Origin of the sequence: Hymenobacter convexus, assembly GCF_030580955.1 — a bacterium.
GTDB lineage: Bacteria > Bacteroidota > Bacteroidia > Cytophagales > Hymenobacteraceae > Hymenobacter.
On the sequence record NZ_JAUQON010000017.1, the window covers coordinates 34,751 to 55,645 of the forward strand.

Annotated in this window: 13 protein-coding genes; 7 read left to right on the top strand and 6 right to left on the bottom strand. The window is 59.9% G+C overall.

Annotated features, from left to right (window positions below; genetic code table 11):
• Positions 1–237 precede the first annotated feature (237 nt).
• The 4 genes from Q4S41_RS23920 to Q4S41_RS23935 all read left to right on the top strand — a co-directional run bounded on the left by Q4S41_RS23920 (position 238) and on the right by Q4S41_RS23935 (position 7,634).
• On the top strand, positions 238–2,004 hold the full coding sequence (locus tag Q4S41_RS23920) for a GEVED domain-containing protein (protein WP_305033644.1): 1,767 nt from the start codon (positions 238–240) through the stop codon (positions 2,002–2,004).
• A gap of 285 nt (positions 2,005–2,289) precedes the next feature.
• Positions 2,290–4,506, top strand: coding sequence for a restriction endonuclease subunit M (locus Q4S41_RS23925; RefSeq protein WP_305033645.1), 2,217 nt, complete (start codon positions 2,290–2,292; stop codon positions 4,504–4,506).
• A 98-nt stretch (positions 4,507–4,604) separates the two neighbouring features.
• A complete protein-coding gene (locus Q4S41_RS23930) occupies positions 4,605–5,909 on the top strand; it encodes a restriction endonuclease subunit S (protein WP_305033647.1) in 1,305 nt (434 codons plus the stop codon).
• Between the two features lie 9 nt (positions 5,910–5,918).
• Positions 5,919–7,634, top strand: a complete 1,716-nt coding sequence (locus tag Q4S41_RS23935) for a hypothetical protein (RefSeq protein ID WP_305033648.1) — start codon at positions 5,919–5,921, stop codon at positions 7,632–7,634.
• 90 nt (positions 7,635–7,724) lie between these two features.
• On the opposite strand, the gene Q4S41_RS23940 is transcribed toward Q4S41_RS23935, so the two are convergent.
• Both Q4S41_RS23940 and Q4S41_RS23945 read right to left on the bottom strand, forming a co-directional pair.
• Positions 7,725–8,129, bottom strand: a complete 405-nt coding sequence (locus Q4S41_RS23940; protein WP_305033649.1) for an HNH endonuclease — start codon at positions 8,127–8,129, stop codon at positions 7,725–7,727.
• Positions 8,030–8,572 (bottom strand): hypothetical protein, encoded by a 543-nt coding sequence (locus Q4S41_RS23945; RefSeq protein WP_305033650.1) that lies wholly within the window; start codon positions 8,570–8,572, stop codon positions 8,030–8,032. Before Q4S41_RS23945 ends, Q4S41_RS23940 begins: the two co-directional genes overlap by 100 nt.
• A 544-nt stretch (positions 8,573–9,116) precedes the next feature.
• Between Q4S41_RS23945 and Q4S41_RS23950 the strand changes: the two genes are divergently transcribed.
• The 3 genes from Q4S41_RS23950 (at position 9,117) to ppk1 (ending at position 14,290) form a co-directional block, all read left to right on the top strand.
• Positions 9,117–11,378 carry a pectate lyase family protein gene (locus Q4S41_RS23950; protein WP_305033651.1) on the top strand — a complete coding sequence of 754 codons (2,262 nt, stop codon included), beginning with the start codon at positions 9,117–9,119 and terminating at the stop codon, positions 11,376–11,378.
• Positions 11,379–11,549: 171 nt separating this feature from the next.
• Positions 11,550–12,044 (top strand): SixA phosphatase family protein, encoded by a 495-nt coding sequence (locus Q4S41_RS23955; RefSeq protein WP_305033652.1) that lies wholly within the window; start codon positions 11,550–11,552, stop codon positions 12,042–12,044.
• A gap of 164 nt (positions 12,045–12,208) precedes the next feature.
• Positions 12,209–14,290, top strand: coding sequence for a polyphosphate kinase 1 (gene ppk1, locus Q4S41_RS23960; protein WP_305033653.1), 2,082 nt, complete (start codon positions 12,209–12,211; stop codon positions 14,288–14,290).
• A gap of 122 nt (positions 14,291–14,412) precedes the next feature.
• On the opposite strand, the gene Q4S41_RS23965 is transcribed toward ppk1, so the two are convergent.
• From Q4S41_RS23965 to Q4S41_RS23980, 4 genes are all read right to left on the bottom strand, one after another.
• Positions 14,413–17,454 (bottom strand): beta strand repeat-containing protein, encoded by a 3,042-nt coding sequence (locus tag Q4S41_RS23965; protein ID WP_305033654.1) that lies wholly within the window; start codon positions 17,452–17,454, stop codon positions 14,413–14,415.
• Positions 17,455–17,781: 327 nt separating this feature from the next.
• Positions 17,782–18,903 carry a DUF6268 family outer membrane beta-barrel protein gene (locus Q4S41_RS23970; protein ID WP_305033655.1) on the bottom strand — a complete coding sequence of 374 codons (1,122 nt, stop codon included), beginning with the start codon at positions 18,901–18,903 and terminating at the stop codon, positions 17,782–17,784.
• A 111-nt stretch (positions 18,904–19,014) separates the two neighbouring features.
• Positions 19,015–20,346, bottom strand: coding sequence for a GTPase HflX (gene hflX, locus Q4S41_RS23975; protein ID WP_305033656.1), 1,332 nt, complete (start codon positions 20,344–20,346; stop codon positions 19,015–19,017).
• A gap of 208 nt (positions 20,347–20,554) precedes the next feature.
• A complete protein-coding gene (locus tag Q4S41_RS23980) occupies positions 20,555–20,842 on the bottom strand; it encodes a c-type cytochrome (RefSeq protein WP_305033657.1) in 288 nt (95 codons plus the stop codon).
• Positions 20,843–20,895 lie beyond the last annotated feature (53 nt).

Genomic DNA, 20,895 nt, shown 5'->3' on the forward strand with positions numbered 1-20,895 from the left:
CGGCAGGGCGTTGTTGTTTTCGGGGAGTTTGCAAAAGAAAGTTTTGGGCCAACCAGCGAGAACAATCGATTGCAAAATGAATATCTGGTGAATTTATTGATAATCGTAATAATTTTTAATGATAAAGTGGAAATTGTTGTAAAATGGAACGATTACGCCTTAATTTTATTGCCATAATTGTAAAATTTTTTTGATAGCTTGCCGGCGTAATTTTTTCCACAACCCAACCTTTTTCATATGAAAAGAAACGTTTACGCAGTAGCCCTTGGCCTACTGGGACTGTCGTTGGCCGCTACCCCGGCCAGCGCCCAAAAATCGGTGCCGCGCACCTGCGCCAGCGACGACGTGCTGAAAGCCCAGCTGGCCGCCGACCCCGCCCTGGCCCAGCGGATGCAGGCCATCAACCAGCAGGCGCTGCAATACGCGGCCTCGCACGTGGGCACGGCGCAGCGCACCTCGGCCATCACGCTCACCATTCCGGTGGTGGTGCACGTGCTGTACAGCACGGCCTCGGAGAATATTTCCGATGCCCAGATTCAGTCGCAGATTGACGTGCTGAACGAGGACTACCACAAGCTGAACGCCGACTACTCCAAAACCCCCAGCGCCTTCGCCGGGCTGGTGGCCGACGTGGGCATTCAGTTCACGCTGGCCAAGCGCAACCCGAGCGGCGTGGCCACCACCGGCATTGAGCGCAAAAGCAGCACCGTAACGAGCTGGGGCACGGCCGATAAGATTAAGAGCACCAGCACGGGCGGCCTGAACGCCTGGCCGGCCGGGCAGTACCTCAACCTGTGGGTGGGCACCATCGGGGGCGGCATTCTGGGCTACGCGCAGTTCCCCGGCGGCGCGGCCAGCACCGACGGCGTGGTGATTTCGCCCGTGTACTTCGGCCGCACCGGCACCGTGACTTCGCCCTACAACCTGGGCCGCACCGCCAGCCACGAAGTGGGCCACTGGCTGAACCTGAACCACATTTGGGGCGACGACAACGGCGCCTGCACCGGCACCGACAACGTGAGCGACACCCCCAACCAGGGCGCCGAGAACTACGGCAAGCCCGTGTTTCCGCACGTGAGCTGCTCGAACGGGCCGAACGGCGACATGTTCATGAACTACATGGACTACGTGGACGACAACGCCATGTTCATGTTCTCGACCGGCCAGAGCCAGCGCATGAATGCGTTGTTTGCCAGCGGCGGCGCCCGCGCCAGCCTGCTCACGTCGCAGGGCGGCGTGGCGCCCGGCGGCACTACGCCGCCGCCCACCGTCACGTATTGCGCCAGCAAGGGCAGCAGCGTGGCCTATGAGTACGTGGACCTGGTGCAGCTCGGCAGCATCAACCGCAGCTCGGGGGCCGATGGCGGCTACTACGACGGCACGGCCCTGAGCACCAGCCTGGCCGCTGGCTCGGCCCAGACACTCTACTTCTCGGCGGGCTTCACGGGCTCGGCCTACACCGAGTACGTGAAAGTGTACATCGACTACAACCAGAACGGCGTGTTTACCGATGCCGGCGAGCTGGTGGTGAACGCCGCCGCCAGCAGCAGCGCCGCCACCCGGCAGGGCTCCTTCACGGTGCCCACCACGGCCAAAACCGGCGCCACCCGCCTGCGCGTGGTGCTGAGCGACAACAGCGCCACCACCAGCTGCGGCAGCTACAGCTACGGCGAAACCGAGGACTACACCGTGAACATCACCGGCGGCACGGCCCGCACCGAAGGCTCGGCCGTGGTGGCCCGCAACGGCAACCCCAACGCCCTGCCCGACCAGTACACCCTCTTCCCGAACCCGGCCACCGACGTGCTGCGCATTGCCCGCCCGCTGAACGCCGACCCCGAGCAGCCCTTCACCGTGCGCGTGTTCGACCTGCGCGGTGCCGAAATCAAAGGCCTGCGCCTGGAAGATGGCCAGCTGAACGTGGCCGAGCTGCGCACCGGCATCTACCTGCTGAGCGTGAGCGACGGCAGCCGCACCACGCACCAGCGCTTCGTGAAGCAATAGCCGGGCAGGAATTTTCCCGACCTAATGAAAGACCCCAGCCCGTTGGTTGGGGTCTTTTTTTGCCCAGCAGCAGGGGGATGCGCGAGGCATGCCAGTTGGTGGCCGCGTACGAGAAAGCCCGCACCACCGTAGACACGAACAAGGGCGGCAAAGCCAGCGGCCAGAAACCAGCCGCCTAGCGCCGTTGGACGGAAGCAAAAGAAGCCCCGGCTGCGTGTGCGGCCGGGGCTTCTTGTTGTTTTACGGACAGTCCCGGCGTTCCTTTGAGTAAATGAACTGCTCCGTATGAATCTGCTAGAAGAGGGCATTGCCCGTAAACTTATCGTCTTGACTGACGATAAAAAGAAAATTCGATACCCTCACTGCGAGAAAAGCTACCCATATGTTAACCCCGAAGAGCGAGTCAGGGCTGAGGCATACCTAGAGCTTATCATTAGCTACGGCTACCCTACGAAGCGACTTGACGTTGAATTTCCAGTCCAGATTGGCGCAAAGGAAACCCGCGCTGATATTGTAGTATTTGAGGATGACGACCGCAAGCGGCCATACATTGTGGTGGAGTGCAAAGCAGCATCCATCACGGAAGCTGAATTCGTCATGGCCATCAGCCAAGGGTTTAGCTATGCTGTCTCATTGGGCTGTGCTTACACCTGGATTACTTCAGACGTTAAGCAGAAGACGTTTATCGTGCGCGGGTTTGGAAGTCAGGAGCGCGACACCAACAGCATCGCGGCACTGCCTCGCTACGGGCAAACCAAGTTCAGCCGGGCAAAATACTACAAGGGCGGGCAGGACGAGAGCGGCAACAAGGCTTTTGACATAGAAGAAGTCGCGCAAGATAAGTTGACTAGCATTTTCAAAAAAGCACACCAAGCTTTGTGGGGTGGTGGCAAGCGCAACCCTTCGGAGGCCTTCGACGAATTAGACAAACTGATTTTCTGCAAGCTCTGGGATGAGAAACGGCCATACACGCTAGGCCAGCCTTATGCGTTTCAGGAGTTTTCAGGCGAGACGCCACAGGAGTTAAAAACGAGGCTCGACAACATCTATAAAGAAGGACAGGCCAAAGACCCGGAGGTGTTCCGCGACCCGTTGCGGCTGACGGCATCGGAGTTAAAAACAGTATTGGGCTACCTCACGCCGCTTAATATCGGTGACAGCGACCTAGACAGCAAAGGAAGGGCATTTGAGACGTTTTTAGGAACATTTTTTCGGGGCGACTTTGGCCAGTATTTCACGCCTCGCGAGGTGGTTGAGTTCATCGTGGATGCGGTGCCCTTTGACCACCGGTCGCGGGTGTTGGACACGAGCTGCGGTAGCGGAGGCTTTTTGCTATATGCGCTGGACAAGGTGCGTCACCAAGCCAAGAATTTAGCCGATGCTGGAGCATTTAAGTTAGGCAGCGCCAAGCATTACGCCCACTGGCACGACTTTGCCTCGAAAAACCTATATGGAATAGAGATTTCGGAGGGCATTGCCCGCACGGCCAAAATGAATATGATTATCCACGACGACGGGCACACCAATGTGGTGACTGCTGACGGACTGGAAGAACCGGAAAAAATAGCAACTGATACTGGCAACGCCGGTTTTCAGCGCGATTCGTTCGACGTAATTCTGACTAACCCACCCTTTGGTTCGGTAGTGAAACAGACGGAACGTGCCTATTTAGCCAACTACAAGCTGGGCGGCAAGGAAACCGACTGGATTACGCAGCACCTGACCGGCAAATTTGAGACCGGCCCCCGCGATAGTCAAAGTACCGAAGTGCTATTTCTCGAACAGTGCTGGCGCTTTTTGCGGCCTGGTGGCTGGCTAGCTGTGGTGGTGCCGGACGGACTACTAACCAGCAATAGTAGCCAAGCAGTGCGCGATTGGCTAGAAGAGCACTACCGGCTGGCGGCGGTGGTGTCCTTACCGCAGGATGCTTTCCGGGCTACTAACGCGGGCGTGAAGAGTTCAGTGCTAGTGTTGCGAAAGCTGAGCGCGTCGGAAACAGCGCAACGGCAAACCGTGAAGCAGGATGCACGCACGTACCTGTTCAAGAAGGGCAAGTACGACCAGAAAATCAAGGCGCTGGAAGCAGCTAAGAAAGAGGCGTTGCGCCGGCGCCAAGGATTCGAGCCGACCGCCGTGGATTGGGAAAGCGAGGCCAACGCGCCGCTGGCAGAAGGCGGTACGCCGGAGTTGCCCTATTCGGTGGCTGCTTGGAAAATCGTAGAGAAAACTACCGAATTCCGAGCTTGGAAGGTGGCCGTGAGCGCCGATTACAATGAGCAAATCAAGGAAGTAAAGGAGGAACTGCGCGAGGAGGTGCGCGACGAAGTAGCAGCCAAGCTGGAAGCCTACAACTATCCAGTTCTGATGGCCTTGCCTGAGCATATTGGCTTTGATGGCACTGGTCATAAAACTCCACAGAACGACTTAAAAACGGCAGTCGGGCCGGAGCTAAAAAAGTTTTTACAAGCTATTGCGGACGGGAAAGACGGTTTTTTTCGCTAAGCCCCGGCCAAAATAAGAACACACTGTTCTTGTTCGGTCGGGGCGAACTGACGGGTCGGTTAGACCCACCTTATTATCGCGCCCTGCAAGACATTGGGATGCAGCCAAAGCAGCCCGTGCGGCGCTTAGGCAGTTTAACCCGAATGTTTAATGGGGGAACACCCTCAAAAAATGACGCCACGCTATGGGAAGGCACTATTGGCTGGCTTTCCCCTAAAGACATTAAACAGTACTTCATTTCGGATGCGTCCGACAAAGTGACGCCAGCAGCAGTAATGCAGTCGGCCACCCAAATTGCTCCCGCCGGGGCAATTGTACTTGTGGTGCGTAGCGGCATTTTAGCGCACACGTTGCCTGTAGCTTTGCTGCAAGCGCCCTTAGCAATCAATCAAGATTTAAAGGCTATTGTCGTCCGAGACCCGAACATACTGCCGGAGTACCTAGGTTGTTATTTGTCGGTTATGGGTGAGCGAATTTTACCGCTTATCACTAAGCACGGCAGCACCGTGCAGAGCGTCGAAACAGAAGAATTGCACGCATTGAAAATTCCCATTCTAGAGTTAGGTCAGCAACAAAAAATAAGTGATTTATTTGCTCAAGCATTAGCTCATAAGCAGCAGCAAGAACAAGCGGGACGTGCACTGCTGGAAGGAATGGATGGCTACTTGCTAGGGGAACTGGGAATAACGCTAGTTCCCCCAAACCCGGGTAGTACTCTCTTCTTTCGTGATTACAGCATTATTCGTTTAGGCCAACGTTGGGACGCACTTTATAACGAAGGCGACGTCTACCGGCACGTTGCGCAAGGCAAATACCCGATGGCTCGCCTCAACGCACTCATGGTTCACTGCCAGAATGGTTTTGCCGCCGGGCGTGCTGACCAGGATTTACTCAATCAAGGGGTTGTTCAAATTCGACCTACTAACATGACCGCCAGTCGGGAACTGGACTTTTCGCGCAATGTATATGTGAGCACCGACTTAATTAAGTTGCAGCCTTACGATTTACTACAACGGGGCGAAGTATTGTTCAATAACACCAATTCCCAAGAGCTAGTAGGAAAAACAGTGCTATTCGACTTAGAGGGGGCTTACTTCTGCTCCAACCATCTTACACGAATCCGCACAGCAGAAAAATTACACCCTAGCTTTCTGACCTACGTTTTCAACGCCTATCAGCGGGCCGGTATTTTCTTCCGGCTTTGTGTTAATTGGAATAACCAGTCCGGCATCAATGTAGACGCGCTACGTAAAATACCTATTCCACTTCCACCATTAAACCGTCAAATTGAGATTGCAGCCATCTTAGACACCCGGCGGCGGGAAGCATCATCTATACTTCATAAGGCTCACACCGATTTTGCTGCTGCGAAAGCAGAAATTCAACAATTGATTTTAGCCTAGACATTAGATATGATTTTACACGGTATTCTTGGCAAAGCATTCGAGCGTGATTGTATTCGCGGTTTTGCCCGACTTTCGGATTTAGCTAAAGCGTCGTGGGCGGACTACGACTATCAGCGCAATTTTGACGACACCCAAATAGCTGATATGCTCGACTATCTGCAAAGTGGCGAGGCATTTTTCCCCGAGGTTATTTTATCGTACAAAGAGCCTCCGGCAAAAGCACGGCTTGATGGCGTTAGTATTGTTTCTCAGGTTCGGGGCGACCTGCAGTCGCCGACGGCGCCCCAATGGAAGGTAAGCGAAGAGGATGGCCCCGGGTTCTCGGTTAGTCGTAAGCCGCAACCCAAAGCCCTGCGTCCAGATGCTAGAGCGGAGGAAGGAAATAGCGTGTTGCTGGTCACAATTCAGCTAGACGAGAGCAAGCTAGTAGCCGAAGACGTGCCGAAAGACCGGGATAACCCCGGTCGTCCTTTCTTTCGGGTAGATGGCAACCACCGCTTGGTTGCTGGCAGTCGATTCCCCGCCCTTGGTGAAAAGGAGTTCACCGTCCCATTCTGCTTGCTATTGCTGCCTAACGGCGATGATTTTCTTACTATTGAGCGTCTGATATTTAGCAATATTAACTCAAAGAGTTTACCCCTAACGCAGGAACAATTGATTAAAGCGGGCATAGGTAATTCCTCAATTATCAACGATGAGCGACTTACTTATTCTCCGTATGGCCCTGCCTACTTATTAGTGCGGCACACCTTTGACCTGTGCCTGAGATATAAGGAAGAGTTGAGAAAGTGGAATCGGACAATTGAGTTACTCGATGATGAACCGACATCTGGCCAGCCTGCGCCCAAGCTTGGGCATTTACGAACAGTTTTAAAAGAAGCGTATGAGTTGCTACTTGAAGCAGGTAAAACTGCTAGGCGCACTCCCACGGGTGAACTAGAAGGAATTCGAATGCCCGCAGAATCCGCTGATTTCAGCCGTATGGTGCGGGCTTTACTGCGAACCAAAAGATTGTACGATGAGACGCCGCAATTGCGAAATAGCAGGTCAGTTGAGTTGATTGCTGCATTCGTCCGCTACGCATTCGAGCAGAATGATTTTCTTCTAAACCGCTTCCGCGAATGGGCGCTTAATAACCATTTAGATGAGTTGCCTTCGATTAAGGCTAGTGATGCAGTGGCTATATTCGAGCGTATTCGCCACGCCCGCAGCCGTACCATATTCGTTTCGATGCCTTTTGACGGCAGTTGCGATGCACATTTTAAAATGATTCAGCAAGTAGTAGCGGAAATCAATGCGGAGCATGGAATTCAGCATCGTGACCTGCTAATTAAGCCTGTGCGAGTAGACCAATTAACACATGGCAAAACGCAGAAAATATCGGATGTTATTTTTCGCGAGATTCAACAGGCCGGAATGTTGATTGCCGACCTCACCTATAAGAATGCCAACGTATACCATGAAGTAGGCTATTTAATGGGTTTGGCCCAACAAAACACGCAACCTACACCCAACCTGCTTTTCATCTGTAATACATACGGTACTAAAGGACCGCAAGACATCGGTTTTAACCTTCGTGATTTCTCCGTTATTACTTTTCGCGACACAATTGATTTAGCACCGGAATTAGGGCGGCACATCCGCGCTTGCTATGCTACTGGCGATGCCCGGCGACCGGACTCTCTCTTAACTTATACAGAAAGCGGAGAACAAGAATTATAATGCTCACTCAAGCTGCAAGAGCATTGCTCATAGAAAGAAAAGCTTGGTACGTGTGAAAACGCTTTTCCTTTAACCGAGCAACACGAAATATTATGTACCCGCCTGCGCCGCCAGATTCTCCCGCCCCGGCCACCACTCCGGCCGCTGGGGTAGCCGCAGCGCCTGGCCGTCGAAGCGGCGCACGCCGTAGTCGCCGCCGCTGAGTTCGACGAAGTCGTCGGCCAGGCGCACGCGGTAGTCGGCGTCAATCCAGAACAGGTGGCGGTCGAAGGCGCGGTGTAGGTTGGGGCAGAGGGCGAGGCCGTTGGGCAGGGTGTCGTCGTGGCTCACGGCCCAGGGCACGATGTGGCAGGCATCGAGCAGCGGCACGGGGCTGCTGCGGGTGCTGAGCAGCTTCAGGCCCGACACGGCGCAGGTGTAGTCGTAGGTTTCGAGCACCACGCGCTTAAACACGCCGCTGCGCACGGTGAGGTCGAGCTCATCGGCGGCGGCCACGAGGGTGCGGTAGTGGGCGGCGGGCTCTTCCAGCATCTGGCGGCGGATGCCGTTGAGGGCCTCTTGGCCGGCGCGGGCGCGGTAGCGGCCCTGCGTTTGGGGGAAGTAGCGCGCCAGCAGGGCCTGCGTGAGGGCGGCCCGGTGGGCGCTTGCAGCAGCAGCCAGAGGTCGGCATCGAGGGCGGCGTAGGCCACCACGTCGCGCAGGTGGCGGAAGCTGCGGATGGAGCCCGAGCGGGTGAGCAGAATTTCGAGGCCGGGCCAGGTGTGCAGGTGCCAGAAGCCGTCGGAGCGCAGGTGGTAGAAGGGCAGGGCGAAGTTAGCGGCCGTGAACAGGGCCGAGGTGCCCAAATCGGTGCAGATGGCTTTGAAGGCCGCGATGAGCTCGGGCGTAATTTCGATGCGGTTGCCCTGGATGGTGCCGTCGGCGATGCCTTCGAGCACGGCCAGCAGCAGGGCGGGCTTAGCTACGCTGACCTTCGGTTGTAGGGCGCTTCGCCGTGCTGGCGGCTGCGGGCCACGCGCAGGTGCTGGAAACGGCGGAGGTAGGCGGGGAACATGGGTGCAGAGTCAGGGTGCAAGAACGGTCATGCAGAGCGTAGCGAAGCATCTCGCGTGCCACCACTAATCCTTTTCTTTCGATTGATTTACTACCACACGCGAGATGCTTCGCTGCGCTCTGCATGACGACGGCCTTTTGAGCTATTGATTGCTTGCCCTGCACGCCTTCCGGGACCGGGCAGGGCCGTGCGTCGGCGGTCCTGCCCCAGGTCTCGCATTCCTTTTGCGCCAAGCGGCCTGTTTACGTGGGAAGTAGCCGCCGCTCTGGAAAGTATTTAGTTGCGCAAACGATGCCGGCATCGTTTGCGCAACTATAGTGGGGCTGTTGCCTCACTATATACTCATTTGCTGAAACTTACCGGGTACGTTTGTACGAACCCTCTCTCCCGGTGGCGTATGCCACCACCACCCAAAATTCCCCCATCCTATGAAGCAACTGCTTTTTTTACTCTTGCTACTGTTGCCGCTGGCCATGCGCGCCCAGACGCTGACCATCCTCGAATCGGCCGGCTGGCTCGAAACGGCTTACGTGCGCTGGCAGCCCATTGCCGCGGCGCAGAGCTACAATGTGTACTACACCGGCGGCGGCCTCGTCGACCAGAAGCTCGACGACCAGCTGGTGCGCAACTACGGCACCTTCTACCGGGCCGATGCTATGGGCCTGGCGCCGGGCGCCTACACCCTCAAAATAGCGCCCGTGGTGGGGGGCGTGGAGGGCACGGCCACCGTGACGACTTCCCTCACGGTGCGGGCCCAGGACCGGACCGGCTTTGCCTTCAGCAACGGCCGCGTGCCCGGCGCCTACAACGCCAACGGCACCGTGAAGGCCAACGCCGTCATCCTCTACATCACCCAAAACTCCAAGAATACCGTTTCGCTCAACGTGACCGGGGCCACCACCAACCCCTGCGTGGGCCTGCAAACCATTCTCGACGGCTTCAAGAAGGGCCGCGACGCCCGCCCGCTCATCGTGCGGATGGTGGGCCAGATTACCGACCTGAGCTACATGCTGGCCGGCGACATCGTGATTGAGAACAACAATTTCGCGTCCAGCTACATCACCCTGGAAGGCGTGGGCAACGACGCCGTGGCCGATGGCTGGGGCATCCGCATCAAAGGGGCTTCCAACATTGAAATTCGCAACATCGGCACGATGAACTGCGACTCCGACGAGGGCGACAACATCGGCCTGCAGCAGGACAACGACTACATCTGGGTGCATAACTGCGACTACTTCTACGGCCACGCCGGCTCCGACCCCGACCAGGTGAAGGGCGACGGCGCGCTGGACTGCAAAAAGTCGACCTACGTGACATTCGCCTACAATCACTTCTGGGATTCGGGCAAGTGCAACCTGCTCGGCCTGAGCGAAAACACCACCCAGGGCCTCTACATCACCTACCACCACAACTGGTACGACCACTCGGACTCCCGCCATCCGCGCGTGCGCTTCTACTCGGCCCACGTGTACAACAACTACTACGACGGCAACGCCAAGTACGGCGCCGGCTCGACGGAAGGCTCCTCGGTGTTCATGGAAAGCAACTACTTCCGCAACTGCAAGTACCCGATGCTGACCTCCATGCAGGGCACCGACGTATTCAGCCCCACCACGCAGACCAACAACTACACCACGCAGCCCATTTTCTCGAACGAGGACGGCGGCACCATCAAAGCCTTCGATAACGTCATGACCGGGCAGACGCGCTTCGTGCCCTACGGCGCCGCCGGCTTCCCCCGCTCCACGGTCGATTTCGATGCCTACGTGGTAACCACCCGCAGCCAGACGATTCCGAGCACCGTGACGTCGGCCTACGGCACCAACACCTACAACAATTTCGACACGAACCCGGCCGTGATGTACACTTACACGCCCGACAGCCCCACGGCGGGCCGCGACAATGCGGTGCTATACGCGGGCCGCGTGAAAGGCGGCGACTTCCAATGGACCTTCAACAACGCCGTTGATGACGCCTCTTCGGCGGTGAACACCCCGCTGCAAACGGCGCTGGTGAACTACCACACCGGCCTGGTGTCGGTGCAGGGCGATGCCGCAGCGCCCGTAACTCCGCCCAATCCCGGCGGCGGCGGCGGCAGCACGTCGGGCATGGTGCACAACTTCACCCTGGCCGGCACCACCAGCACCTTCTATATCATCACCGGTAACCTGTCGACTTCGCAAGGCAGCGTGACCTACAACGGCCTGAACCTGACGCAGTGCCTGAAACTGGAGTCGACTACCAACATTGCCTTCACCACCACCGCCAGCGCCACGCTCACGCTGGTATTCAATACGGGCTTCAGCGGCACGGTTCGCATCGACGGCACCAACCAGACGGTAACCAACGGCCTGTATACCATGACGCTGCCGGCCGGCGTGCACCAGATTGCCAAAGGCACCACCGCCAACCTCTACTACATGAGCACCGCCTACGCGGGCGCCCTGGGCACCCGCGCCCAGCAGGAGGAGCTGGCCGTGAAGGTATTCCCCAACCCGGCAGCCGATGAAGTGACCGTGGCCTGGAAGAGCAACCGGACGTTCACGCTGTACTCCATTACGGGCGCCCTGCTGAAAACCGGCGTCACCAACCAGCCTTTCAACTTGAAAGATGTGAAGCCCGGCCTATACCTGATTCAGATTCGCGACGAAGACGGCTACCTGCGCACGGGCCGCCTGCTCAAGCAATAAGCCTGGCTGGCCTGCATGCGCAGGCAACGCGACAAGCCCCGGCGGGGCAATATTCGGCCCCCAAATGTTGCCCCGCCGGGGCTTTGCCGTGCTTGTTTGCCGCGCGCCCCGGCCGGCGCATAACCTTTTCCTAATGCCTGCGGTAAGCCAAACGCCCCTAGCTTCGCCCCCATGAAAACCCTCTATCTCCTCCGCCACGCCAAATCCAGTTGGAGCTTCGACGAGCTCAGCGACCAGGAACGTCCCCTCAACGACCGCGGCCGCGACGACGCGCCCGCTATGGGCAAGGCCCTGGCCAAGCGCCGCATCTGCCCCGATTTGGTGGTGAGCTCACCGGCCGTGCGCGCCATGAGCACGGCCGTGCTGGTGGCCCGCGAAATGCAGTACCCGCACGATAAAATCACGGTGGAGCCCGGCATCTACGGCGCCGATGTGGACGGGCTGCTGGCCGTCATCCGCGAACTGCCCGACGCGGCGGCCTCGGTGCTGCTGGTGGGCCACAACCCCACCATCACCGAAACAGCCAATGAGCTGTCGCCCACCTCGTTCAACGAGATGCCCACGGCCGCCGTGGTCTGCCTGCACTTCGACACCGACAAGTGGGAGGAAGTGAGCAAGCAGAACGCCGAGTTTTACTTCTACGACTACCCCAAGAACGGGGAGTAGAGGCGAAGTAGTCGGATTTAACGAAAAAAGAACGTCATGCTGAGCTTGTCGAAGCATCTCTACCGTAGAAGCAATCAATCGGTTTGCAACGAAGCGATAGAGATGCTTCGACAAGCTCAGCATGACGTTCTTTTTTGACTAATTCACCCAACCATCCCCGTCTATTGAAAGCCCTATCCCGCGACCTGAGCTGGCTGCGTTTCAACGCCCGCGTGCTGCAGGAGGCCCAGAGCGACAACGTGCCGCTACTGGAGCGTCTCAAGTTCCTGGCCATTTTCAGCAGCAACCTTGATGAATTTTTTAAGGTGCGGGTGGCCACGCTGCGCCGCCTGGCCAAGCTAAAAAAGAAAACCCGCGCCAAGCTGGGCGAAAGCCCCAAGCGCGTGCTGAAGGAGGTGCTGGCCGAAGTAGGCCGGCAGCAGGAAGCCTTCGGGGCCACCTTTCGAGAGCAGCTGCTGCCGGCCCTCAACGAGCAGCACATCCACCTGCTGAGCGAGGCTGAGCTGACGGACAAGCAGCGCGAGTGGACGCTGCGCTACTTCCGCGACAAGGTGCGCGATTTGCTCTCGCCCGTGGTGCTGGATGGCACCCTGCACCACCTGTTTCTGAAGGACCAGGCCGTGTACCTCACGTTCTTCCTGCGCCAGCCGCACGAGCGCAAATCCAAGCTCGAAGCCGAGCGGGTGCTGACCATGGAACTGCCCACCAAGCGCCACGGCGGCCGTTTCGTGCGCCTGCCCGACGAGGGCGAGGAGCGGTATGTGCTGTTTCTGGACGATGTTATTCGGGTGGGCGCGGCCGAGCTGTTCCCTGCTTATAAGGAGGTGACGGTGAATGCCATCAAGCTCTCGCGCGATGCCGAGCTGGACATTGAGGAGGAAGTGTCGGGCGACCTAATGGAGAAAATCCGCAGCAGCCTGAGCAAGCGCGCCACCGGCTTCCCGGCCCGCCTGCTCTACGACCCCGAAATGCCGGCCGACGCCCTGCGCGCCATCAAGCAGAAAACCGGCATCACCGACGAAGAGCTGGTGGCCGGCAGCCGCTACCACAACTTCCGCGACTTCTTCGGCTTCCCTAGCTTCGACGAGCCCGATTTTCATTACCCGCCGCGGCCGGCCCTGCCGCACCCTACGCTGCCGCGCACGGGCAGCCTGCTGGCCGCCATTGCCCAGCGCGACCACCTGCTGCACCCGCCCTACCAAAGCTTCGACTACGTGACGCGCCTGCTGCGCGAAGCCGCCGACGACCCCGGCGTGTCCAGCATCAGCATCACGCTCTACCGCGTGGCCAGCAAAAGCGCCGTGGTGAAGGCCCTGCTCAAAGCCGCCAAGCGCGGCAAGCAGGTGACGGCGGTAGTGGAGCTCAAGGCGCGCTTCGACGAAGAATCGAACCTTTTCTGGGCCGATAAGCTGAAGCGGGCCGGCGCCAACGTCATCTTCACGCCGCCTGAGCTCAAATGCCACAGCAAGCTGCTGCTCATTGCCCGCCGCGAGGCCGACGACACCGTGCGCCGCTATGGCTACTTCAGCACCGGCAACTTCAACGAAAGCACCGCCGACCTCTACACCGACCACGGCCTGTTCACGGCCGATGAACGCCTTACCCGCGAGTCGGCTGAGGTGTTTCAGTACTTGGTCGACCAGAGCGTGGTGCCGCAGCTCGAATACCTGCTGGTGGCGCCCTTCGGCCTGCGCACCGGGCTGAACGCGCTGATTGACTACGAAATCAAGCAGGCCAAAAAAGGCAAGGAGGCTTACGTCATTCTCAAGGTGAACGCCGTGGAGGATGCGGCCATGATTGCCAAGCTCTACGAGGCCAGCAAAGCCGGCGTCCGCATCGAACTCATCGTGCGCGGCATTGGCCGCCTCGTGCCCGGCCTGCCCGAATGCAGCGCCAACATCAGCCAGCGCGGCCTCGTGGACCGCTACCTGGAGCACAGCCGCGTGTACGTGTTCGGCCACGGCGGCGAGGAAAAACTATACGTCTCGTCGGCCGACTGGATGACCCGCAACCTCGACCGCCGCGTGGAAGTGGCCTTTCCCATCCTCGACGAAAGCCTGCGCGCCGAGGTGCGCCACCTGCTCGATTTCCAGCGCCACGACAACGTGAAAGCCCGCGATTTCGACAACAACTTCATTGCCGCCGCCGAAGGCGAAAAGCCCCTGCGGGCGCAGGAAGCCACCTACGCCTGGCTGAAAGGCCTGAAGCGGCGGCAGCAGAAAAAGGGCAGTGCTAAAGCCGAATAAAAAAGAACGTCATGCAGAGCGCAGCGAAGCATCTTTACCGCAGTAGTAAATTTGATTACTGCTGCGGTAAAGATGCTTCGCTGCGCTCTGCATGACGTTTCAGAGACTTTCCCTACACGCGCCTAGTGCCGCAGCACCAGGCGGCGCGTCAGCCACTGGCCCTGGCCCAGGTCGAGGCGCAGCAGGTACACGCCGCTGGGCAGCTCGTGCAGGTCCACGGTCTGGGTGAGCGGGCCGGCGCCCGAGGCCGGCAGCAGCACGCGGCCCACCTGCTGGCCCAGCACGTTCAGCACCGTGCCCGTGGTGGCGGCGGGGCGGCCAGCACCGGTCAGCGTGAGCGTAATCACGCCCGTGCTGGGGTTGGGATAAAGCGAAAGCTCGGCGGCCGGGGCCGCGCCCAGCGTGGCCGAAACCGGGCACGCGGTGCTCGTCACGGTGAGCTGCTGGGTGGCCGTGGCCGTGCAGCCCTGGGCGTTGGTGGCGGTGTAGGTGATGGTGTAGGTGCCGGGCCCGGTGGTAGTGGCGCTAAACACGCCATTGGACACGCCGGGGCCGCTGTAGGTGCCGCCGGCCGGGCTGCCCCCACTCAGCGTGAGCGGGCTGGCCGTGGCGCATAGGGTGGTAGCGGGCAGCGTGAGCGTGGTGGCGGGCAGGGCGTTCACGGTCACCGTCACGGTGGCCGTGGCGGTGCAGCCGCTGGCGTTGGCCCCGGTCACGGTGTAGGTGGTGGTTTGGGTGGGCGTCACGGTCACGAGCGGGCCGGTGAGCGTTTGGCCGCCGCCCGTCCAGGTGAAGGTGCCGGCCCCGCTGGCCGAGAGCGTGGCCGACTGCCCGGCGCACACCGCCGCCACGCTGGCCCCCGCCGTGATGACCGGCACGGGATTCACCGTCACCGTCACGGTAGCCGTGCTGGTGCAGCCGCCGGATGTGGTGCCCGTCACGGTGTAAGTCGTGGTTTGGGTGGGCGAAACCGTGACCGTGGCGCCGGTCAGCGTCTGGCCTCCGCCGCTGTAGGTGTAAGTGAGGCCGCCGGTGGCGGTGAGGGTGGTGCTTTGCCCGGCGCAGAGCGTGGGCTGGCTGGCCGTCACGGCCACGTTGGCGCCGGCCGTAAGCGTGACGGTGGTAGTGGCCACCGCCGAGCAGGTGCCGCCGCTGCCCACCGTGTTGGTGATGGTGTAGGTGCCGGCCGTGCTGGCCGTCAGGTCGATGGCGCCGGTGGAGGCGTTCAAACTCAGCCCGGTAGTAGAAGTGAACGTGCCACTAATGGCCCCGCTAGCCAGCGTGGGCACGGCCGTGCCGCCCCCGAGGCAGTAGGTGGTGTTCGGATACTGGAACGCGGCGCTGGGCGTGGTCGTCAGCGTGATGTTATTGGTAGTGGTGCTGGCGCAGGGCCCGCTGGTGGTGTACGTCACGGTGTAAGTTCCTGGCGTGGAGGCAGAGGCGTTAATCTGCCCGGTGGTGGCGCTCACGAAAACCAATCCCGCCGGCGCGGCCGTGAAGGTGCCCGTGGCCGTGCTGCTGAGCGTGGGCGTGGGGTTGCCGGCGGCCGTGCACAGCACGGCGGCCCCGTAGCTGAAGCCGGCGTTCTGCGTCGGGTTCACCGTGACCACGACGGTAGCCGTGCTCTGGCAGCCGTTGCGGCTGGCCGTGAGGGTGTAGGTCTGGGTGATGGGCGCGTTGGTGGCATTGGGCAGCGTCACGGTGGGGTTGGCGATGGTAGCGCTACTCAGGCCGGTGGTGGGGCTCCACGAGTACGTTACGCCATTTACCGCCGCGGTGCCCAGCTGACCCGCTTGGTTAGGGCACACGCTGATGGCCGGGCCGGGCGTGGCCGTCACGGCCGGGTTCACCGTGACTTGCGTCGAGCTGGTGCTCACGCAGCCCGAGGCCGACACCACCGTGAGCGTGTAAGTGGTAGTACGCGCCGCGTTGGTGGTGTTGGTGGGGGTGAGGGTGGGCTGGGCCGCGCTGGTGCTGCTCAGCCCCGTGCTGGGGCTCCAGGAGTAGGTGAGGCCGGCCACGGCGGCCGTGCCCAGCGTGGTGGCCTGCCCGGAGCACAGCACCTGAGCCGGGCCGGCGTTAGCCGTGGGTGGGTTTTCTACGGTCACCGTCACCTGGCTGGTGCTGGTGCAGCCGTTGCTGGTGCCAGTCACGGTATAAGTGGTGGTTTGAGTGGGCGAGGCAATGGGGTTGGCCGCAAACGGGTTGTTCAGCCCCGTGGTGGGCGACCATTGGTAGCTCTGCGCGCCGGTGGCCGCCAGCGTCACCGACGTGCCCGCGCAAATGGACGGCGCGGTCGGGCTCACGCTTACCGCCGGTGTGGCGCGCACGGTCACTGTCACCTGTGCCGTGTTGGTGCAGCCCGCCGCCGAGGTGGCCGTCACGGTGTAGATGGTAGAAGTAGTAGGCGAGGCCACTGGATTGGCAATGGTGCTGCTACTCAGGCCCGTGCTGGGGCTCCACGAATACGTGGCGCCGCCCGAGGCCGTGAGCTGCACCGATGAGCCCGAGCAGATGGCCGCGTTGTTGGGCGCGATGTTGACCACTGGCAGCGGGCTCACCGCCACCACCACTTGGGCCGATACGGAGCAGCCGTTGGCCGCCGCCGTCACCGTGTAGGTGCCCGAGCGGTTGGTGCCCACGTTGGCAATGCTGGGGTTGCGCAGCAGCGAGGTGAAGCCCGCCGGGCCGGTCCAGGAGTAGCTGGCGCCGGGCACCAGGCTGGCCGTGAGCAGCAGGTTGTCGCCCACGCACAGCGGGGTGTTGGCGCTGGCCGTGAGCGTGCCCAGGTTGTTCACGGTCAGGTCGGTACCGTTGTCGGTGCCCACGGTGGCCGGGGCCGAGCCCGTCACCCGAATGCGGTAGCCCGAGCCCGCCACCGTACCGGCCGGAATCACGCCCTGCACAATGCCGTTGGAGGCGCCCGTGAGGCTGCCGAGGGTCACCGGCGTAGCAAACGAGCCGCTGGCGTCCGACAGCTCGGCCGTGAACACGTTGCCGCTGTTAAACGGCTGGTCGACGGCATACGGCACCCGCACCGTGGCCCCGGCGCAAAAACTGGTGCCGCCCTGCACGGCCTGCGTGGTGATGACGTAGGCCCGGGCCGCGCGCGGCCCGGCCAGCAGCAACAAAAGCAGCGCCACCACCCCGGTGGCAGGCCGCAAAGCGAGAAATGGCTTCATGTACTTGTGTGGCATTCTGAGGTGATAAAAAAAACCGCCAGAGCAAACCCTGCTCTGGCTGTCTAGATGGGGGTTGCTATGGAAAGTTTAACCCGACCCTCAAAATAAAAGCTCAGCATTTTTAAGCTGAACTATTTGCTAATCATGCCATTGCATAGGTGCGCAACATCACCAATGCAAAGCAAATTCTCTTGCATGAAATCCACATGAGCGCCAGCAAAAAAGCCCGCCTTTTGAGGGCGGGCTTTGCAAAATACATAGCTGAAAAGCAACGGGCAAGTCGTGCCGGTGCCGGCCGTCGGTGGCCGTTTACTTCCGGTTGCGCTCGGCCTTTTGCAGCAGCTTCTTGGGCGGCACGATGAACAAGTCCAGGCTGGCGTAGGGCGTGCTGCCGAACTGGCTGTTGATGATGCGGTCGCGGGTGCTGTTGGTGCGGTCGAAGGCGTTGAACTGGTAGTTGTAGCGGTAGCCGGCCTCGATGCCGGTCCAGAGGAAGGACAGCAGTTCGTGCTCGTAGCGGAGGCGGAATTTCAGGTCAATCTGGCGCAGCTCCAGCGAGCGGACGGTGGGGTTGTTGGGTGTGGCAAAGGTGTTGCGCAGCTTGATGTTGTAGTTGTTGCTGGCCACCTCGTAGCCGGCAAACAGCAAGGAGGTGGGCGAGAGGTTGCGCCGCAGCAGCACCCGGGCCGGAAACAGCGCCTCCACGCCCCAGCGCGGGTTGAACGTGCGGTTGTAGACAATGACGGGGTAGATGCTCTGCCGGCCCAGGTTGTAGCCCAGCTGCACCCCTATGCCCCAGGCAAACGTGGGGCTCCGCTTCCAGCCGTAGATAAACTCGGAGGTGACCTTGAGGTAGTCTGTAACATTCAACTCGTTCGAGGCGTAGTCGCCGTTAAGCTCGCCTTTGGTGCGGAAAATGTACCAGTGCACGGCATCGACAGGACGGATAACGGCCAGCTGCGTCCCGATGATGGTGAGCGCCTTATTTTCGATATTGCCATAAAGGCTGTAGGGTGCGCTAGCAGCCGGTTCCTGGAATTGAAACTCCTGACGGTCATAGTTCAGGCCCAGCACCAGCTTTAGATGCGGATGATTGAGCAACGGCGCATAGGCCTTGATGACGAGGTTTGCGTTTTTGCTAACCGTGGTATTATAGTCCGGTATCCTGGGCGTGACCGAAGTCAAATCGCCCACAAGGGTGCTTTTTAGGCTGAAATTGCCCGGAATCCGCTCGTATTTCACAATCAGGCCCTTGCTGGGACCCATGCCCACTACCTGGGAGTTGGCAAAGGTCTGGGCGTCGGTGCGGCCCAGGCCGGTGCTGTCGTAGGGGGCCGGCGGCGGGTAAACCGGTATGTCCTGGGCGGCGGCGGTACGGGCCAGGCCGAACAGCCCGAATAGCAAAAAGCGAAGCGGAAAAGGTGGGCGCATAAAGCAAAGGGCTATACCTGATAAGCATAGCCCTTGCCCTTACGAAAAACTTCATCAAACAGTCATCAAAACGGCCTGTGGGCAACAATTTGATGATGTTGGCTGATGGTCTTATTCCTGCCCGTAGCCCGCGCTCTGATAAGGGTAGCGCTGCTGGTGCAGAGCGGCCACGCGCTTGGAAATCAGCTCGCGCAGCTCTTCCAGGTTGGTGCGCTCCTGGGCCGAGATGAAGACCACCGGGTCGTGCAGCTTGGCCATGTAGGTGGCCTGCAGCTGGGCCAGCGGCGGGCGCGGCGTGGTGCCGTCGTCCTCGGCATCGAGCACTTCGCCGAAGGGGTCGTGCTGGGCATCGTCGGGTTTGTACTGGTCTATTTTGTTGAACACCAGCAGCATCGGCTTATCGGCCGCGCCAATGTCGGCCAGCGTGTCGTTCACCACCTGAATCTGCTCCTCGAAACCGGGGTGCGAAATATCCACCACGTGCAGCAGTAAATCGGCTTCGCGAATCTCATCGAGCGTGCTCTTGAAGCTCTCAATGAGCTTGGTGGGCAGCTTGCGAATGAACCCGACCGTATCAGACAACAGGAAGGGGTGGCCGTCGAGCACCACCTTACGCGTGGTGGCATCCACGGTGGCGAAAAGCTTGTTTTCGGCGAAGACTTCGGCCTTGCCCAGCACATTCATCAGCGTGCTTTTGCCCACGTTGGTGTAGCCCACCAGCGCCACCCGAATGCTGCCGCCACGGGTTTTGCGCTGGGTATGGGCCTGCTTGTCGAGGTCTTCGAGCTTCTCTTTGAGGAAGGCAATCCGGTCGCGCACAATGCGGCGGTCGGTTTCAATTTCCGTTTCGCCGGGGCCCTTCATGCCCACGCCGCCGCGCTGCTTGTCCAAGTGAGTCCAGAGGCCGGTGAGGCGGGGCAGCAGGTACTGGTACTGGGCCAGCTCCACCTGCGTGCGCGAGGTGGCCGACTTGGCCCGCAACGCGAAAATATCGAGGATGAGTAGCGAGCGGTCCACAATTTTCACCAGCAGTTCGGCCTCCAAGTTGCGGAGCTGGGAAGGGGAGAGGTCATCATCGAATACCACCATGCTGCTGCCCTCGTGCTGCACGTAGGCCTTGATTTCGGCCAGCTTGCCCTCGCCCACATAGGTGCGAATGTCGGGTTTTTCGAGGCGCTGCACGAAGCGCTTGGTGGCGGTGGCGCCGGCGGTTTCAATCAGAAACGCCAGCTCGTTGAGGTATTCAGTGGTTTGGGCTTCGGACTGCCGGCGCGGAGGCACCGAAACCAGCACGGCGGTTTCCTGCTCTTTGGCGGTTTCGTAGGTGCCGTTGGCGGCGGCTTTCAGCAGAATGCGGCCGGCCCGGCCCTTCACGTTGTCGGTGGCCCCGACGTGGCGGGTGCTGTTGCCGGGCTTGCGGCCGCCGGATTGGGAAGTTGCCATAGGAATGGTTTGTAATCGGTATTGGATGGGTCAGAAGAAGCTAAACGCAAATCCGACCAATTTGACTAAAAGAACGTCATGCTTCATCTGGCGTCCGCGAAGTCGAAGCATCCCTACTGTGCAACTAATCCCAATCGTCAGGAATAATATTGCGGTAGAGATGCTTCGACTGCGCTCAGCATGACGAATGCGGGTTTAAGCGTCCCGGCTACTTCAGCGTCAGCGAGTAGGCCACTACCTGCTGCACCTCGGCCGGCGTGAGCACCTTTTCAAAGGCCGGCATCTTGCCCATGCCTTTCGTTACCATGTAAGTGCGGCCGAAAGCGTTGAGGTTGCTTTTGGTGAGGTCGTGGGCGCCGTTGGCGCCTTTCTTGCCGTTGGCACCGTGGCAGCGCGCACAGTTTTTCTGGAACAGGGCCTGGCCGGGCAGCAGCGGCGGGCCCGCCTGGGCCAGCAGGGGCAGCGCCAAAAGAAGTAGCGTGAAACGAAACAGCATAACGGGGCTAACACAAAATCGAGCCACAAAGTACCGGCTTAAAGGTGAAATGG

Coding starts and splice junctions, on each gene's coding strand:
- Q4S41_RS23970 (WP_305033655.1), bottom strand. CDS start 18,903: ATGCGCCCACCTTTTCCGCTTCGCTTTTTGCTATTCGGGCTGTTCGGC.
- Q4S41_RS23950 (WP_305033651.1), top strand. CDS start 9,117: ATGAAGCAACTGCTTTTTTTACTCTTGCTACTGTTGCCGCTGGCCATG.
- Q4S41_RS23955 (WP_305033652.1), top strand. CDS start 11,550: ATGAAAACCCTCTATCTCCTCCGCCACGCCAAATCCAGTTGGAGCTTC.
- Q4S41_RS23920 (WP_305033644.1), top strand. CDS start 238: ATGAAAAGAAACGTTTACGCAGTAGCCCTTGGCCTACTGGGACTGTCG.
- Q4S41_RS23930 (WP_305033647.1), top strand. CDS start 4,605: ATGCAGCCAAAGCAGCCCGTGCGGCGCTTAGGCAGTTTAACCCGAATG.
- Q4S41_RS23935 (WP_305033648.1), top strand. CDS start 5,919: ATGATTTTACACGGTATTCTTGGCAAAGCATTCGAGCGTGATTGTATT.
- hflX (WP_305033656.1), bottom strand. CDS start 20,346: ATGGCAACTTCCCAATCCGGCGGCCGCAAGCCCGGCAACAGCACCCGC.
- Q4S41_RS23925 (WP_305033645.1), top strand. CDS start 2,290: ATGAATCTGCTAGAAGAGGGCATTGCCCGTAAACTTATCGTCTTGACT.
- Q4S41_RS23980 (WP_305033657.1), bottom strand. CDS start 20,842: ATGCTGTTTCGTTTCACGCTACTTCTTTTGGCGCTGCCCCTGCTGGCC.